This is a genomic window from Chitinasiproducens palmae (assembly GCF_900095735.1).
In the GTDB taxonomy this organism is placed as follows: domain Bacteria; phylum Pseudomonadota; class Gammaproteobacteria; order Burkholderiales; family Burkholderiaceae; genus Chitinasiproducens; species Chitinasiproducens palmae.
This window is the reverse complement of the sequence record NZ_FNLO01000004.1, coordinates 67,752-82,219: the sequence shown is the minus strand read 5'-3', so window position 1 is coordinate 82,219 and position 14,468 is coordinate 67,752. Positions and strand designations below refer to the sequence as shown.

10 protein-coding genes are annotated in these 14,468 nt (G+C 69.5%); 6 read left to right on the top strand and 4 right to left on the bottom strand.

Features of this window, described 5'->3' with window-relative positions:
- Nucleotides 1–49 precede the first annotated feature (49 nt).
- The 4 genes from BLU54_RS07995 to BLU54_RS07980 all read left to right on the top strand — a co-directional run bounded on the left by BLU54_RS07995 (nt 50) and on the right by BLU54_RS07980 (nt 4,859).
- Nucleotides 50–2,134 carry a TonB-dependent receptor plug domain-containing protein gene (locus BLU54_RS07995; RefSeq protein ID WP_091906849.1) on the top strand — a complete coding sequence of 695 codons (2,085 nt, stop codon included), beginning with the start codon at nt 50–52 and terminating at the stop codon, nt 2,132–2,134.
- 27 nt (nt 2,135–2,161) lie between these two features.
- Nucleotides 2,162–3,181 carry a FecCD family ABC transporter permease gene (locus tag BLU54_RS07990; RefSeq protein WP_235837851.1) on the top strand — a complete coding sequence of 340 codons (1,020 nt, stop codon included), beginning with the start codon at nt 2,162–2,164 and terminating at the stop codon, nt 3,179–3,181.
- Nucleotides 3,182–3,338: 157 nt separating this feature from the next.
- A complete protein-coding gene (locus BLU54_RS07985; protein WP_091906846.1) occupies nt 3,339–4,136 on the top strand; it encodes an ABC transporter ATP-binding protein in 798 nt (265 codons plus the stop codon).
- Nucleotides 4,137–4,241: 105 nt separating this feature from the next.
- Nucleotides 4,242–4,859 (top strand): ParA family protein, encoded by a 618-nt coding sequence (locus tag BLU54_RS07980; protein ID WP_091906844.1) that lies wholly within the window; start codon nt 4,242–4,244, stop codon nt 4,857–4,859.
- 42 nt (nt 4,860–4,901) lie between these two features.
- Here the strand turns inward: BLU54_RS07980 and panD are convergent, their stop codons facing one another.
- From panD to BLU54_RS07960, 4 genes are all read right to left on the bottom strand, one after another.
- Nucleotides 4,902–5,285: an aspartate 1-decarboxylase gene (gene panD, locus BLU54_RS07975; RefSeq protein ID WP_091906841.1), complete on the bottom strand. Its 384-nt coding sequence runs from the start codon at nt 5,283–5,285 to the stop codon at nt 4,902–4,904.
- 34 nt (nt 5,286–5,319) lie between these two features.
- Nucleotides 5,320–6,165: a pantoate--beta-alanine ligase gene (gene panC, locus BLU54_RS07970; protein ID WP_091906839.1), complete on the bottom strand. Its 846-nt coding sequence runs from the start codon at nt 6,163–6,165 to the stop codon at nt 5,320–5,322.
- 160 nt (nt 6,166–6,325) lie between these two features.
- Nucleotides 6,326–7,174, bottom strand: coding sequence for a segregation and condensation protein A (locus BLU54_RS07965; RefSeq protein WP_407919403.1), 849 nt, complete (start codon nt 7,172–7,174; stop codon nt 6,326–6,328).
- 113 nt (nt 7,175–7,287) lie between these two features.
- Nucleotides 7,288–7,473: a DUF3460 family protein gene (locus tag BLU54_RS07960; protein WP_091907359.1), complete on the bottom strand. Its 186-nt coding sequence runs from the start codon at nt 7,471–7,473 to the stop codon at nt 7,288–7,290.
- Between the two features lie 510 nt (nt 7,474–7,983).
- Between BLU54_RS07960 and BLU54_RS07955 the strand changes: the two genes are divergently transcribed.
- Both BLU54_RS07955 and BLU54_RS07950 read left to right on the top strand, forming a co-directional pair.
- A complete protein-coding gene (locus BLU54_RS07955) occupies nt 7,984–9,708 on the top strand; it encodes an autotransporter assembly complex protein TamA (RefSeq protein ID WP_091907357.1) in 1,725 nt (574 codons plus the stop codon).
- 5 nt (nt 9,709–9,713) lie between these two features.
- Nucleotides 9,714–14,417, top strand: a complete 4,704-nt coding sequence (locus BLU54_RS07950; protein WP_139169569.1) for a translocation/assembly module TamB domain-containing protein — start codon at nt 9,714–9,716, stop codon at nt 14,415–14,417.
- The last annotated feature ends 51 nt before the right edge of the window (nt 14,418–14,468 follow it).

The following is a 14,468-nucleotide window of genomic DNA, read 5'->3' as shown; positions in this document are numbered from 1 at the left end:
TTCGCGATGGACGAATCGCGTCGGCTTCCCTCCAGTGATTCGTACCATCATGTCAGTCTCCCGTCTCGCGGCTGCGGCGTTCGTCGCCGGCTTGCCGTTCTTCGCATCGGCGCAAGCCGTCGCTGCCGATGCCGTTGCGTCCGATGCGATCGGTTCCGGCGCCGCGCCGGCGGCCAGCGTGCCGTCCCCGGCTGGCGCCGGTGCCGATGCCGTTGCCGATTCCGCCGCCGCTTCCGCCGCTTCCGCCGCTTCCGCCGTCTCCTCTGCCGCCCCCACGGCTGCGCCATCCGCCGCATCGGCTGGCGCAGCCACGACTGCGTCCGCGGGCTCGAAGCGTTCCGGCGCGATGGTGACCGACGAGGCCGCGCCCGAACCGGTCCAGGTGACCGCGGCGCGCGTTGCGCAGCCGCTGGCGACGGCCTTGCCGGCCACGTCCGTGTTCGATCGCCAGGCCATCGACGATGCCGGCGCGGCCGACCTGCCGACACTGCTGCAGCTCGCGCCGGGCGTGCAGATATCGCAGAACGGCGGGCCGGGCAGTACCGCGAGCCTGTCGATACGCGGCAGCAGCCCGAACCAGACGCTCGTGCTGATCGACGGCGTCCGGCTGGAATCGGCAAGTACCGGGGCGGCGTCGATCTCGCAGCTGCTGACCGCGCCGCTCGAGCGCGTCGAAGTCGTCGACGGCAATATGTCTGCGCTGTACGGTGCGGGCGCGGTCGGCGGCGTCGTGCAATTGTTCACGCGGGAAGGCGGGCCATGGGCGCCGCGCGGTCATGCATCGGTGAGCTATGGCCGCTACGGCACCCAGACGCAGACCGCCGGCGTCGATGGGGCGCTCGACGCCGACGGCGCGACGACATTCGCGTTGAACGCGACGCGCTTTCGCACGAACGGCTTCTCCGCGCAGGACGTGGACCGGCCGCCGCCGGGCTCGATGCCCAATCCGAACGACAATGCGTATCGCAACACGACGGTGTCCGGCACCGTCAAGCATCGCTTCAATGCCGATTGGGAGGCTGGCGTGCGTTTCCTGCAGTCCGACGGGCGGCTGAGCTATGACGGTTACACGCCCGCCGAGACCAACGAATCCGTGATGCAGACGCGTCTGCTGTCGCTGTTCGCGAACGGCCGGCTGACCGACCGGTGGCGCACGCAATTCACGCTGGCCGAGACCACCGACCATGCGACCGACTATACCGATGGCGTGTTCGCCAGCCAATTCGACACGCGCAACCGCCAACTCGCATGGCGCAATACGTTCGATCTCGCACCGACGCAGACACTGCAGTTCGGTTACGAGCGTCTGGCGCAGCGTCTGCGCGCCGCCAGCGCCTACTTCGACGGCGGCGTGCTCGACACGCCGCACCGCCGCGTCGACGCAGGTTACGTGGCGTACGACGGCCGCTTCGGCGCCCATCAGTTCCAGGCCAACGTGCGGCGCGACCAGTATTCGGACTTCGGCGGCGCGAACAGCTACTACCTCGGCTATGGCTTCGACCTCACGCCGCACTGGCGCGTCAACGCGAGCTACGCGAGCGCGTTTCGCGCGCCCACCTACAACGATCTGTACTACCCGGGCTACAGCAATCCGGACCTGCAGCCGGAGCGCGCCCACACGGTGGAAGCCGGGCTGCAATACAGCGAGGCAGGCTTCGGCGTGGCGCGCGTGACCGCGTTCGAAACGCGTTACCGCAATCTGATCGCGGCGCAGAACTATTCGGTGTTCAATGTCGCGACCGCCAAGGTGCAGGGAATCGAGACGGCGTGGCAGGGGCAGATCGGGCGCGCCGAACTGCGCGCCAGCTTCACGATCCAGAATCCGGTGGACGAAAGCAACAATCGCGAGCTGGCGCGGCGCGCGCGACGCTTTGCGTCGTTCGCGGCCGCCATGCCGTACGGCAGCTGGCGGGTCGGCGGCAACGTGGTGGCGAGCGGCGAGCGCGCCGGGTCTGCCTATGGGCCGAGCACGCCGGGCTATGCAACGGTCAATCTCAATGCAAAATATCAAATCACCCGCACGTGGTCACTCGCCGTGCGGCTCGACAACGTGTTCAATCGCGACTATCAGACGGTCTATGGCTACGACGCGCCCGGCCGCGCCGCCTCGGTCACGCTGGCCTGGCAGCAGTGAGCCGTCACGCATGCGCTGGGAGGCGGCATGAACGCGCGCCGCGGGCGCGGCGAGATGGGGCCGCCGATGACTTGGTCGCGGGCCTGCCGGATCTGGGCGGCACTGGCGGCCGTCGCGGTGGGCACACAGGTCGCGGCGCTGTGCCTCGGCTCGGTCTACGCGCCGCCGTCCGCCTGGCTCGGCGCGTTGTTTGGCGCGGGCGCCGACAGTCCCGCCGCCCGCATCGTGTTGTCGTTGCGGCTGCCCCGGGTTGCGGCCGGCTTCGCGACGGGCGCGCTGCTGAGCGTGGCTGGCGCGTTGCTGCAGGTGCTGCTGCGCAATCCGCTCGCCGATCCGTACATGCTGGGAGTGTCGGGCGGCGCGGCGGTGTTCGCGCTGGCGGCGCTGGCGTTGGCGATGCCGCCGGCGCTCGTATCGCTCGGCGCGTTCGCCGGCGCGCTTGTGTCGATCGTCCTGCTGGTGGCGGTGAGCCGGCGTGCGTTGACTGCCGACGGCACGGGCCTGCTGCTGACGGGCGTCGTGCTGGCGACCGGCTGGGGCGCGCTGCTCACCTTGTTGCTGTCGCTCGCCGATGCGCTGCGGCTGCGCTCGATGCTGTTCTGGCTGGCGGGCGATCTGGGGGGGCAGGCCATGCCGACCTTCGCACTGTTGGCATTGCCGCTGGTGCTGGTGGCGATCCTGCCGTCCGCCGGCGCGCTCAACGTGCTGACCGCGGGCGACGATCAGGCGCGGGCGCTGGGCGTGCCGGTGCGCAGGTTGCGGCTGCGCGTGTTTCTTGTCGCGTCGCTGGCGACGGCCGTCGCGGTGACGACTGCCGGCACCATCGGTTTCGTGGGGCTGGTCGTGCCGCACCTCCTGCGCCATGCGTTCGGCAACGATCAGCGCATGTTGCTGCCGGCGGCGGCGCTCGGCGGCGGTGCGCTGGTGGTGGCGGCGGATCTGCTGGCGCGCACGGCCGTCGCGCCGCTGCAGCTGCCTCTCGGGGCAGTGACGGCGGTGCTCGGCGTGCCGATGTTCCTGTGGCTGCTGCAGCGCGCGCCGCGATGAATGCGGCGGGCAGCGGCGCGGGCGGCAACCGCAGAACGGAAGGTCGGCAGCGGCGCGGCGCGATGCCGATGCCGATGCCGATGCCGATGCCGATGCCGATGCCGGGTGCGACTGGCGATGACGGCGCCGCTTACCCGATCTTGCTGGAGCCTAGGTGATGGACCACGCGACGCGACGTGCCGAGCTTGCCGTGACCGGGCTGTCGCTCGACCACGGCGGCCGGCGCTTGCTCGCGCTAGAGCACTGGCGGGCCGCGCCGGGCGAATTTTGGGCGGTGCTGGGTCCGAACGGCGCGGGCAAGACGACGCTGCTGCGCGTCCTGGCTGGCCTGGACGCGCCGGCAACGGGCGTGACGCGCCTGAACGGTGCGGCACTCGACGGCTTCGGCGATGCGCAACTGGCGCGTTGGCGCGGCTGGCTGCCGCAGCACCGCCACGACGCGTTCGCGGCCCGCGTCGACGAGGTCGTGGCACTGGCCCGACACGCACAGCGTCCCGGCTGGGGCGGCTGGCGCGCCTGGGCCGGCGGCGACGACGCGGTGGTGGCAGCCGCACTGGCCCGCCAGGGCTTGTCCGATTACGCCGCGCGGGACGTGCGAACCCTGTCCGGCGGCGAGCGCCAGCGCGTTGCGCTGGCGGCGCTCCTGGCGCAGGATGTGCCGCTGTTGCTGCTCGACGAGCCGCTGAATCATCTGGATCTGCGCCATCAGATCGCCTGCTTGGCACTGTTGCGCGAACGGGCAGAGGGCGGCGACACTGTCGTGCTGTCCTGCCACGATGTGAACCTCGCCCGTCATTTCGCCAGCCATGCGTTGTTGCTCGACGGCGCTGGCGGCGCGATCAGCGGCGCGGCGCGGACAGTGTTGACGCCGGCCGCCCTGACGAACGCCTTCGGGCATCCGTTCGACGCGAACGCCGGCGGCCAGGATGTGTTGCTGGCGCCGGTCTTGCCCTAGGCTGCACGGCATTTCGTGTCAGGGCAGGCTGCCGGCCTCGGGCGCGTGCGTCGCTTGTCGGATAATCGAGCAGGCGTGTCTCTTTACCGTACAACGGGAGTTGTCATGACGATCATCGTGGTCGCCAACCCGAAGGGTGGGGTTGGCAAAAGCACACTGTCCACCCAGATTGCCGGCTATCTGGCGTCGACCGGCGAGTCGGTCGCGCTGGGCGACCTGGATCCGCAGCAATCGACCGCGGCCTGGCTGTCGATTCGGCCCGAGGCCCTGCCGGCGATCGAAAAGTGGTCGCTGAACGGCGGCGAGCCGAGCCGGCCCGGCACCCGCTATGGCGTGTTGGACACGCCGGCCGGGCTGCGCGACGACGGCTTGCGGACCGCGCTGAGTCTGGCCGACAAGGTCATCGTGCCGGTGCAGCCATCGATCTTCGACATCTACGCGATCAAGGCCTTCCTCGACATCCTGCTCGAGAAAAAACGGATCAAGCGCGGCAAGATCGAGCTGGCCCTGGTGGGCATGCGCGCCGACCAGCGGATGCGCTCAACCGGCGAGTTGCAGCGCTTCATCGGCGACCAGGACGTGCCGGTGATCACCTACCTGCGCGACACGCAGAACTACGTTCAGCTTGCCGCCCATGGCCATAGCCTGTGGGACGTCGCGCCGAGCCGGGTCGAGCGTGACCTGGAACAGTGGGCGCCGCTGACCGGGTGGCTGCAGCGCTGAGGCGGACGGCCTTGCCCGCTGGCCGGGCGTCCGCGAGCCGGCTCAGACGGCCTGCAGCGGCACGTGGTCGCGCAGCGACTTGATCGCGTTCGCTTCGTCGACGAACACCAGATCCGGCTTGAAGCCGCGTTGCACCTCGGCTTCGTCGACCAGCGCAAAGGCCGCGATGATGACCAGATCGCCGACCTGGGCGCGGCGTGCCGCCGAACCGTTCAGCGAGATCATGCCGCTGCCACGCGCGCCACGGATCGCATAGGTGGTGAAGCGTTCGCCATTGCTGACGTTCCAGATGTCGATCTGCTCGTTTTCAGCCAGGTTGGCCGCTTCCAGAAGGTTTTCGTCGATCGCGCACGAACCTTCGTAGTGCAACTCGCAGTGCGTCACGGTTGCACGGTGGATCTTCGATTTCAGCATGGTCCGCTGCATGAATGCTCTCCCGGGGCCGCAGCCCCATTGTCGGTCAGCCGACTTGCGTCGGAATTTCGAGATTGTCGATCAGCCGGGTGCTGCCGAGGCGCGCCGCGGCAAGCACCACCAGGGCCGCGTTCTCGTCCGCGGCAGGGCGCTGCAGGTCGTGGCGGCGGCGTACCGCGATGTAGTCGGGCTGCCAGCCCGCCTCGCCCAGCATGCGCATCGCCTCGTCCTCCAGCGCCGCAAAGTCGCGCCGGCCGCCGGCCACCTGCGCGCTGAGATGCGCAAGCGTCGCGTACAGACGAGGCGCCTCGGCGCGTGCGTCCGCACTCAGGTAGGAATTGCGGGACGACAGCGCCAGTCCGTCCTCCGCGCGCACCGTTTCCGCCGCCACGACGTTGATCGGCAACGAAAACTGCTGTGCCATCCGGCGCAATACCATCAGCTGCTGGTAGTCCTTCTTGCCGAAGATGGCCGCGGTGGGCTGCACGCACGAAAACAGCTTCAAGACGACCGTGCAGACGCCCTGGAAAAAGCCCGGCCGGAATTCGCCTTCGAGGATGTCGCCGAGGTCCGCCGGTGGCTGGACCCGGTATTGTTGCGGCTCCGGATACAGTTCCCGCTCGTTCGGCGCGAACAGCACGTAGACGTTTTCGCGCTCCAGCTTCTCGATGTCGTTGGCCAGCGTCCTTGGGTAGCTGTCGAAGTCCTCGTTGGGTCCGAACTGCAGGCGATTGACGAAGATGCTCGCCACCACGGGATCGCCGTGCTGCCGGGCCAGGCGCATCAGGGACAGGTGACCGTCGTGCAGATTGCCCATCGTCGGCACGAAAGCGACGCGATTCTGTCCGCGCAGCTGGTCGCGCAGTTCCTCGATGGTATGGATGACTTTCATGACGCTCGGCGCGAGTGCATGGCCGGGAAAGGCCACGGCATGGGACGGGTGCGTGCGGCGGGGGCCGGCGCGGCGGGTCGCGAAACGGCCCGCGGACTTGCCGGGGCACGCTTAAACGGCCGGATTGTAAAGTATTTTTTGGAGGTGTAAAGCGCGCCGGCTAATCGTCGTGCGGTGTGTAAGCCAGACGCGCGTAGATCGGCGCGAACACTTCCGCCTGGGTAAGTTCGATCAGCGATTCGCGGCAGAGTTCGAGCAGCGCGATGAAGGTGACCACCAGATGGGGCGCGCCCGCGGCGGGGTCGAACAGCTCGCTGAACTCGACGAAGCGGGTGTCGCGCAGGCGCCGCAGCACGTGGCTCATCTGCTCGCGCACCGACAGTGCCTCGCGGCTGATCGTATGGTGCTGGACCAGCTTCGCGCGCCGCACCAATGCCGCGAACGCCGCCCGTAGTTCGTCGGGATCGACGCTCGGCCAGTTCGGCCCGTCGTCGGTCTCGATGTGAACCCGTGCCGGCATGAAATCGCGGCCGGCCTGCGGCAATGCGTCGAGCCGCCGCGCCGCCTGCTTCATCTGCTCGTATTCGAGCAGGCGCCGGACCAGCTCGGCGCGTGGATCCTCGGCTTCGCCGCCGGTCTCGGCCTTCTTGACCGGCAGCAACATGCGCGACTTGATCTCGATGAGCATCGCCGCCATCAGCAGATACTCGCCGGCCAGCTCCAGATTGCGCTCGCGCACCTGCTCGACGTAGCCGAGGTATTGCGCGGTCACCTGCGCCATCGGAATGTCGAGCACGTTGAAGTTCTGCTTGCGGATCAGGTACAGCAGCAGGTCCAGCGGCCCCTCGAAGGTCTCGAGGAAGACTTCCAGCGCCTCGGGCGGGATGTACAGGTCGTGCGGCAGCTGCAGCAGCGGTTCCCCGTACAGACGCGCGAAAGCGGCGCCGTCGGCGACGGCGCCGCCATCCACGGTGACTTCGTCGAGGGACGGCTCAGTGTCCTGGATCACGGGCGGCACGAGACGGCAAGAGACGGCATCAGACGAAAGCGGCCGATGCGGCTGAAGCGGCCGCAATCAGACGGCACGGCGGTCCGAAGGCGGACGCCTGTCCGGTGCCGATTTCAGAACGTCTGGTAGTAGACGTAGGGCGTCTGTTTGACGCGCGCCTTCTGCTGGTCGGACGACTCGGCCAGGTTGACCGGACGCTTGTCCCACAGCAGCGCGCGGCCCGCCTGTTGCCCCGCCTCGATCTGCGGATTTTGTTCCTTCAGACTGTTCAGGAATTGCGTGGCTTCGGATTGGTACATGGTCGTGTCTCGCGAAAGCTGGCTCGCCGGGCGCGGATGCGTCGCGGGCGGAGCGCCGATGGTCACGATTTTACTGCATCGGACCGGCGCCGGACCAGTATCCGACCGGGCCGAGGAACGGCTTGCGAAGCGATGGGCGGATCGTCGCCCGCGCGCTATCTGCTTCGGGCTGCGCTCGGGCCGCGACCCGCACGATTCCGGCGTCGGCAGCGGGGCTTCGTCGCTTCGTCACGGCGGTTGTGGTCAAATAGCCAGGGTCGGCGAGCGTGTCGACGCGCCGCCGCCGGCAGTTGCCGGGGCAACTTCACCGGCCGCGGCGCGACCCCCGCGAGCGGTCTCCGGCGTACGTGTGACTGATTCCTGTTTCTTTTTCCTGCGCGTCGATACTGTCGACGGCGTGGCATCCTTTCGAGAACTGACTGTTTGGCTTCGCTTCTCCGACCGACTCGACTCGTGCGCCCGCGCGCCTCGCGCGAACGCCAGAACGTCCCGCCGCGCCGGGCCATCCGCATGTTGCTGGGCACCCTGGCCGTGCTCGGCGTCGGGCACGCCGCGCCCGCGCTGGCGGACTATCGCGTCGACATCGAGTCGCCGCGTTCGTTGCGCAAGCTGCTCAAGGACAACCTCGACCTCGTCCGCTTCGCCAAGCGCAAGGACCTCTCGGAGGAGCAGTTCGATTTTCTGCTGACCGCCGCGCCGCAGCAGGTGAAGGAACTCGTCCAGACCCAGGGCTATTTCTCGCCGGCCGTCAGTACCGACGTCTCGCGCGAGGGCGACGAGCGGACCGTGACGATCACGGTCGAGCCGGGCCCGCGCACCGCCATCCATTCGCTGAACGTCGCGGTGACCGGGCCGGTGCAGACCGAAGCGCCGGCGCGCGTGGACGCGAGCCGTAACGCGTTCTCGCTGCAACCCGGTGCGCCGTTCACGCAATCCGACTGGACCGATGCGAAGAGCGCGTCGCTCGACGCCCTGCAGGCGCAGCGTTATCTCGGCGCACGGCTCACGCACTCGGAGGCGCGCATCGATGCGCGGACTCAGCAGGCCGACCTGACCGTCGCCTACGACAGCGGCCCGACGTTCACGCTGGGACCGCTCTCGGTGTCCGGCGTCAAGCGCTATCCGGCCTGGATCGTCGACCACGTGAATCCGCTGCACGTCGGCGAGGTGTACTCCCGCGAGCGCATCCAGGAGTTGCAACGCCAGATTCAGAACACCCCGTACTACGCGAGCGTCGCGATCGACGTGGCGAACGACCCGCAGCATCCGAACGAGGCGCCCGTCAGCGTCAAGGTGAGCGAGTTCCCGTACCACAACCTGCGTTCCGGCATCGGCTATTCGACCGACACGGGCGCGCGGGTCGAGGGCACCTACTCGTACAACAACATGTTCGGACGGGCCTGGGTGCTGTCGACGCAGGGACGGCTGGAGCAGGACAGCCGCTACGGCTCGATCCAACTGGCGATGCCGCCCGATGAGAAGGCGTATGTGAACAGCGCGCTGGCGTCCTACCAGTCGACCGACGTCGAGGACACCAACATCTACAGCGCGCGCTTCGGCGTGCAGCGGACCCGCACGCTGCAGTTCTATGACTACGCGTATTCGCTGATCTATCACCAGGATCGTCTGGAGCAGAACGTCGGACCCGGCGAGATCGCGAAGGCGCTGGTGCCGAGTTTCGCGTGGACGCGCCGCGACGTCGACGACCCGACGTTCCCGCGCAAGGGCAACCTGTTCGGCGTCGAGCTGGGCTTCGCAGTGCGCAATGTGCTGTCCGACGCCACCTTTGCCCGGGTGTATTCGCACGGACGGCAGTACTTCCCGCTCGGCAAGCGCGATCTGGTGCTGCTGCGCGCCGAGTTGGGCGGCGTGTTCAGCGACTCCGCCTCGCGGATGATCCCGGCCAGCCTGCGGTTCCGCGGCGGTGGCGCGGCGTCGATTCGCGGCTATGGCTACCAGAGCGTCGGCAACAACGTGTCGGGCAGCGTGCTGCCGACCAAGTACCTGGTCACCGGCGGCGCCGAGTACCAGCATTGGCTCAACCGCGACTGGGGTGGCGCGGTCTTCTACGACGTCGGCACCGCCGCCGACGTCTGGCGCGAGCGGCGCTTCTACTCGGGCGTCGGCTTTGGCGTGCGCTGGCGCAGCCCGGTCGGCCCGGTCAATCTCGACCTCGCCTACGGTTTGCAGAATCACAGCATCCGGCCTTACATCACGCTCGGCGTCGCCTTCTGATGGCCATGAGTCAAGACCGTTTGTCGCAGGCGTCCATCGGCGCCGGCCGGGACGAACCGACCCTCGGCGGCGCGGGCAGCGATGCACTGCCGCCGGCCGGAACGAATGGACCGTCGGGGCCGCCGCCGCAGGCACCGGCCAATCCACCGCCGCCATCGCCACCCCCATCGCCACCGCGCCGCCGTTGGCTGCGGATCATGGCCTGGGCGATCGGCGTGTTGCTCGCCGCGCTGGTGCTCGGCACCGCGATGATCTACGGCGCGCTGACCACCCAGCGCGGCACTGCGCTGGTCTGGCAGGGCGCCACCAAGCTGCTCGGCGGACGGCTCAGCGGGCGCAATCTGGGCGGCGCGCTGTCCGACGGCGTGGCGCTGCGCGACGTGGTCTGGCGCGACGGCGGCACCGAGATCCGGATCGACCGGATCGATGGCGCGTGGCGCCTGACGCGCGCGCCCTGGCGCTTCGCGGTCGATCATCTGCGCGTCGGCACCGTCGATGTGCGCCTGGCGCCGTCGCAGTCGAAGGATGCGTCGCCGCTCAAGCTGCCGGAATCGCTTACGCTGCCGCTGCAGCTGGATTTGCGCGACGTCACGATCGCCAAGCTGCGGCTGCACAACGGTACCGAAGTCACCGAACTGCGGCGCATCGCGCTGGCCGCGAGCAGCGACGGACGCCATCATCGTCTGACCTTGCGCAGCGTCGAGACGCCGTGGGGCGATGCGAACGCGGCACTGGCGCTCGACGGCGTGCGGCCGTTCCCGCTGACCGCCGATGCCGCATTCCGTGGCGCGGACAAGAAACAGAACGTCGTCGTCGCGGCCACCGCCGCCGGCACGCTCGCGGCCCCACGGCTCGACGTGAACGCCAGTGGCCTGAACCTGAGCGGACGCGCGCATATCGAAGCCACGCCGTTCGATGCGGTACCGTTCACGCTGGCTGCGATCGCGGCCGATCACGTCAACCCGCGCGCTGTCGCGCCCGGTGCGCCGGAAGCGGACCTGACGATCCGCGCGCAACTGCGTCCGGTCAGCCGCGCCGAGGCGTTGGCCGAGGCCGCGCGGCTGGCGTCGGCCGCGTCCGCGACCGCGGCGGCCGATGCCGCGTCGGCCGCACGCGCCGCGTCGCGCACCGACGCCGCCAGCGCTGCCGTCACTACCGCCGCATCGGTGGACCAAGCGTCGCGCCCCCGGCCTACCGAGACGCCGCGTCCACGACGCAGCCAGTCCACGGAAACGGTCGTCACCACGCCGGCCCCGAGTTCGCCGCGGCGGGTGCTGGACCTGGCCGAAGCGCTGTCCAAGGATCCGTCCGCGCACCCGCTGGAAACGGCTTCGGCGGCATCGGCGGTGCGTGTCGAACCGCGCCCTCGGGCGCCGGCCGTGACCAGCGCGCGGCCGCGCCCCAGCCGCGCCGCGCCGACCCTGGCCAGTGCCGCGTCCGCCAGCGCGGCCTCGGCCGACGGCGCAAGCGACGCGCTGCCCGCCAGCACGCCGGACGAGTATGTTGCTTCGGTCACCGCCGCGAGCGCGGCGAGCGCCGCGCGCAACATCGCGCGGCAGGTCGAGCGCGGCGCATCCGCCACCAGCGCCGCCACCAAGGTGCCGGGCAGCGGTGCCGGCCAGCAAGCGCTGACCGTGGCGGGCACGCTGAGCATCGTCAATGGACGGCCGGGGCGGCTCGACGAAAACCGCTTGCCGCTGCTCGATGCGCGTGCCCAGTTGCGGCTCGACGCGCGCGAACAGCGGCTCGATGCGCTGGTGATACGGTTGCTCGGCGGTGCCACCGTGACTGGCGAAGGACGCATCAACGGCGGCAAGGGCGGGATCGATCTGACCGTGCAGGCGCTCGACCTGCATGCGCTGCATCCGATGCTGCGGCGCAGCCGGCTGGGTGGGCCGATCGCAGTGCGTCTGGGCGACGCCGGGCAAACCGTGCGCGCCAGGCTGGACGACCCGGGCGCGCGGCTCGGGCTGCAGGCCGACGTGGCGCTGCGCGCCGACGCGACCGCGATCGATCGTTTCCGGCTGTCGGCCGGCGCAGGCTATGTGGAGGTCGCGGGCCTGCTGCGCCGCGATGCGCAGTCGAGCTACGCGCTGAAGACGACACTGAAGGATTTCAATCCGCTCGCCTTCACCTCGGACGCGGGGCGCCGCGCGCCGCCTGCAGGCAAGGGCAGGGGTAAGGGGAACGCGAAGGGTGCCGCCGCGACCGCGCCAGCGACAGGCGGGCAACGCATCGCGGCCGGCGAGATCGACGCACGGGTGACCGGTACGATCGACGCCGCGGGGGCCTTCGCGCCCACGCTGACCAGCAAGGTAACGTTCGCGTTGCGCGACAGCGTGTACGACGGTCTGCCGATGACCGGCGCCGGCACGCTGAACGTCGCCGGCCGGCGGCTGTTGCCGAGCGACGCGCGGCTGTCGGTCGCCGGCAACGACGTCGTGCTGCGCGGCAGTTTCGGCGCGCCTAGCGACCGCCTGCACTTCGCGGTCGACGCGCGTCAGCTCGAACGCCTGGGCTTCGGCCTGGCCGGCGCGCTGACGGCCAACGGCGACGTCACCGGCACGTTCGAAAAACCCAACGTGAGCGCGACCTACGCGGCCGACGCGCTGGTGTTCGGCGGAGACCGGGTCGACCACGCGAGCGGCCGCGCGGAGTTGCGCAACGGCCCGAACGGCGCGCTGAACGCGACTGTCGAGGCGCGTGGCGTGCGTGTGCCGAACGTGGTCCTGACCACGCTCGATGCGCGTGTGACGGGCACGCGAGCCAACCACGCGCTGGAAGCCAACGCGGTGGGGACGTACACCGGCCACCCGATCAATGCGCGGCTGGCCGGCCGCGGCGGCCTGCTCGAAGGGCCCGGCGGGACCGGTTGGCGCGGCACGGTCACAACGCTGAGCAACCAGGGCACCGTCGATGTTGCGCTGAACGCGCCGATGCAGATCTCGGTGCGCGGCCAGCAGGTAACGGTCGGTGCGACGCGCCTGACCGCCGAGGGGGCCACGCTGACGCTGGACAATCTTTCGTATGCACCGGGCCGCATCGTGTCGGCCGGGCGTGTGCGCGATGTCGACGTGAACCGCATGCTCGAAGTGCAGCGCACGCTGACCGGCGAGCGGCCGGCTGTCGATACCAGCCTGGTGCTCGACGGCGACTGGAACTTCACGCTCGCGCCATCGGCCAGTGGCTTCGTCGAAATTCGCCGGCAGCGCGGCGACGTCCGCGTCAGCACCGGGGCGAGCAGCGGCGCGCTCGGCCTGGAGCAGTTGCTGGCGCGGCTGGACTTTCCAGGCGGCAGCGCGGCGAATCTGCGACTGGATGCGCGCGCCGCGCGCCTCGGCACTGTCGAGGCGCGGCTGCGCACGCAATTGAGCAGCGCGGACGGGGTGCTGGGGGTTGCGCCGGAGGCACCGCTGGCCGGTACGATCAATGCCGATCTGCCGTCGTTGCGCACCACCGGCGGCCTGCTCGGACCGACCTATCTGCTCGACGGCGCGCTGCGCCTGCGCCTGACAGTCGCCGGACAGGTACGCAAGCCGCGCGTCAGCGGCCAACTGAGCGGCACCAATCTGGCTGCGACGCTGGTCGATTCCGGCGTGCAACTCAAGCATGGCGTGGTCGACATCGGCATCACCGAAAATCTCGTCGAATTGCGTCGCGTCGAATTCCACGGCGGTGACGGCGTAATCCGCGCGACCGGCCGGATCCAGCTCGATGGCGAGAACCCGGACCTGACCGCGAAGATCGTGTCGGACAAGCTCGAACTGTTCGGCGCGCCAGACCGGCAGTTGTCGCTGTCGGGACAGGCGACGATCGCCAACGCGCGCGACGGGCAGGGCATCGACATCGACGGGCGCTTCGTCGTCGATCACGCACTGTTCGACCTGCCGAAGAGTTCGGCGCCGCGGCTGGGCGACGACGTGGTCGTGATCCGCTCCGACAGCCGTCGGCCGCCGCCACCGCTCGCGTCCAGCAAGCCCGCGGCGGAGCGTCCGGTCGGCCGGTTTGCGCCACGGTCGAATATCGTGGTCGACCTCGGACGCGACTTCCGTTTCCGTGGCGCGGGCGCCGATCTGCTGCTGGCCGGGGCGTTGACGGTGAAAAGCGCGCCGGCGGTTCCGTTGGCCGCCAATGGTGAAGTGCGCGTGGTCGAAGGCTCGACCTACGAAGCCTTCGGCCGCAAGCTTGCGATCGAAAACGGTTATTTCGTGTTCAACGGACCGATCGACAACCCGTCGATCAACATCCTGGCGATGCGACGCAACCAGGAGGTCGAGGCCGGCGTGCGGGTGCGCGGCACGGTGCGCAGCCCTGAAGCGGTGCTGGTGTCGGAGCCGAACGTGCCGGACAACGAAAAGCTCTCATGGCTGCTGTTCGGCCACGGTACGGAAAGCACCACCCTCGGGCAGGACAACACCGCGTCGGCCGCGCTTGCCCTGTTGGGCAGCGTCGGCGGCAAGCGCATCGCGCGCAGTGTCGGCCTGGACGAGTTCTCGCTCGGCCCGAGCGAGTCGGGCCTGACCGACCCGCAGGTGGTGTCGATCGCGAAGGCGCTGAACGAGCATTTCGTGCTCGGTTACGAACAGGGCCTGACCACCGCGGCGACGCTGTTCAAGGTGACCTGGCTGCTGTCGCGGCGGTGGTCGGTCGCGGCGCAGACCGGCGCGATCAACGGTGTCGCGCTGTACTACACGCGCCGCTTCGACTAGCGGCGCCGGCGTCCGGCTCGCACCGAGCTGGACGCCGTACGGTGCGGGCGG

Bases quoted from the DNA above. Each gene is read 5' to 3' on its own strand.
- BLU54_RS07995 (WP_091906849.1), top strand. From the start codon at position 50: ATGTCAGTCTCCCGTCTCGCGGCTGCGGCGTTCGTCGCCGGCTTGCCG.
- BLU54_RS07990 (WP_235837851.1), top strand. From the start codon at position 2,162: ATGAACGCGCGCCGCGGGCGCGGCGAGATGGGGCCGCCGATGACTTGG.
- BLU54_RS07985 (WP_091906846.1), top strand. From the start codon at position 3,339: ATGGACCACGCGACGCGACGTGCCGAGCTTGCCGTGACCGGGCTGTCG.
- BLU54_RS07980 (WP_091906844.1), top strand. From the start codon at position 4,242: ATGACGATCATCGTGGTCGCCAACCCGAAGGGTGGGGTTGGCAAAAGC.
- panD (WP_091906841.1), bottom strand. From the start codon at position 5,285: ATGCAGCGGACCATGCTGAAATCGAAGATCCACCGTGCAACCGTGACG.
- panC (WP_091906839.1), bottom strand. From the start codon at position 6,165: ATGAAAGTCATCCATACCATCGAGGAACTGCGCGACCAGCTGCGCGGA.
- BLU54_RS07960 (WP_091907359.1), bottom strand. From the start codon at position 7,473: ATGTACCAATCCGAAGCCACGCAATTCCTGAACAGTCTGAAGGAACAA.
- BLU54_RS07955 (WP_091907357.1), top strand. From the start codon at position 7,984: ATGTTGCTGGGCACCCTGGCCGTGCTCGGCGTCGGGCACGCCGCGCCC.
- BLU54_RS07950 (WP_139169569.1), top strand. From the start codon at position 9,714: ATGAGTCAAGACCGTTTGTCGCAGGCGTCCATCGGCGCCGGCCGGGAC.